Source organism: Erysipelatoclostridium sp. MSK.23.31, assembly GCF_019125875.1.
Classification (GTDB): domain Bacteria; phylum Bacillota_I; class Bacilli_A; order Erysipelotrichales; family Coprobacillaceae; genus Thomasclavelia; species Thomasclavelia ramosa.
Genome location: NZ_JAHOCB010000114.1, coordinates 1 through 718 on the forward strand (window position 1 = coordinate 1; position 718 = coordinate 718).

Genomic DNA, 718 nt, shown 5'->3' on the forward strand with positions numbered 1-718 from the left:
AGCCGGTGGTTTTACATTTGCGGGCATAGCCCTGCTCTCAGAGCGCATGTCTCAAGACATTCCTTATGCCTACGGCTACCGCGTGCACTCTGTATTTATTTAGTTTTTCCCTTTTCCTTTTTTAAACGGGTATTCCAAATCCAGTGTCAGCTGTTCTCTTTCCTGATCTTCTTTTAATTGATTCGCTATATAATTTTTTATTCTTTTCGCATTCTTTCCTACTGTATCTACATAATATCCTCGACACCAGAACTCTCCATGTCTGTACTTATATCTTGCATTTGCCCATCTTTCATATATCATTTGACTGCTTTTTCCCTTTAAAAACCCCATAAACCCTGAAACACTATATTTGGGCGGTATTTCTACTAACATATGTACATGATCTATGCATACTTCCGCTTCTATTATATTTACGCCTTTCCATTCACATAATTGTCTTAGTATTGCTCCTACCTCTACCCTTCTTGCTTCATAAAATGCTCTTCTTCTATATTTTGGTGCAAATACAATATGATATTTGCAACTCCATTTTGTGTGTGATAAACTATGTAAGTCATCTGAATACTGTTTATTCATTTGTCATTTCCTCAGTGATATCTTATTTTTGCAGTTGGTAGCCGCATTTATATTATATCACGTGAGGTTTTTCATTATCACTCCGCTAAAGCTTTTTGAGACCCCCAGCCTAGCTGGGGGTTTTATTGCAGACAAAAAA

Annotated in this window: 1 protein-coding gene; it reads right to left on the reverse strand. The window is 36.9% G+C overall.

Going from position 1 to position 718, the window contains the following annotated elements; translation table 11 throughout:
- Nucleotides 1-99 precede the first annotated feature (99 nt).
- Nucleotides 100-579, reverse strand: coding sequence for an IS200/IS605 family transposase (tnpA, locus tag KSU54_RS18540; RefSeq protein WP_003535190.1), 480 nt, complete (start codon nucleotides 577-579; stop codon nucleotides 100-102).
- Between the last annotated feature and the right edge of the window lie 139 nt (nucleotides 580-718).

Excerpts from the sequence above, each read along its gene's own strand:
- tnpA (WP_003535190.1), bottom strand. The coding sequence starts at position 579 with ATGAATAAACAGTATTCAGATGACTTACATAGTTTATCACACACAAAA.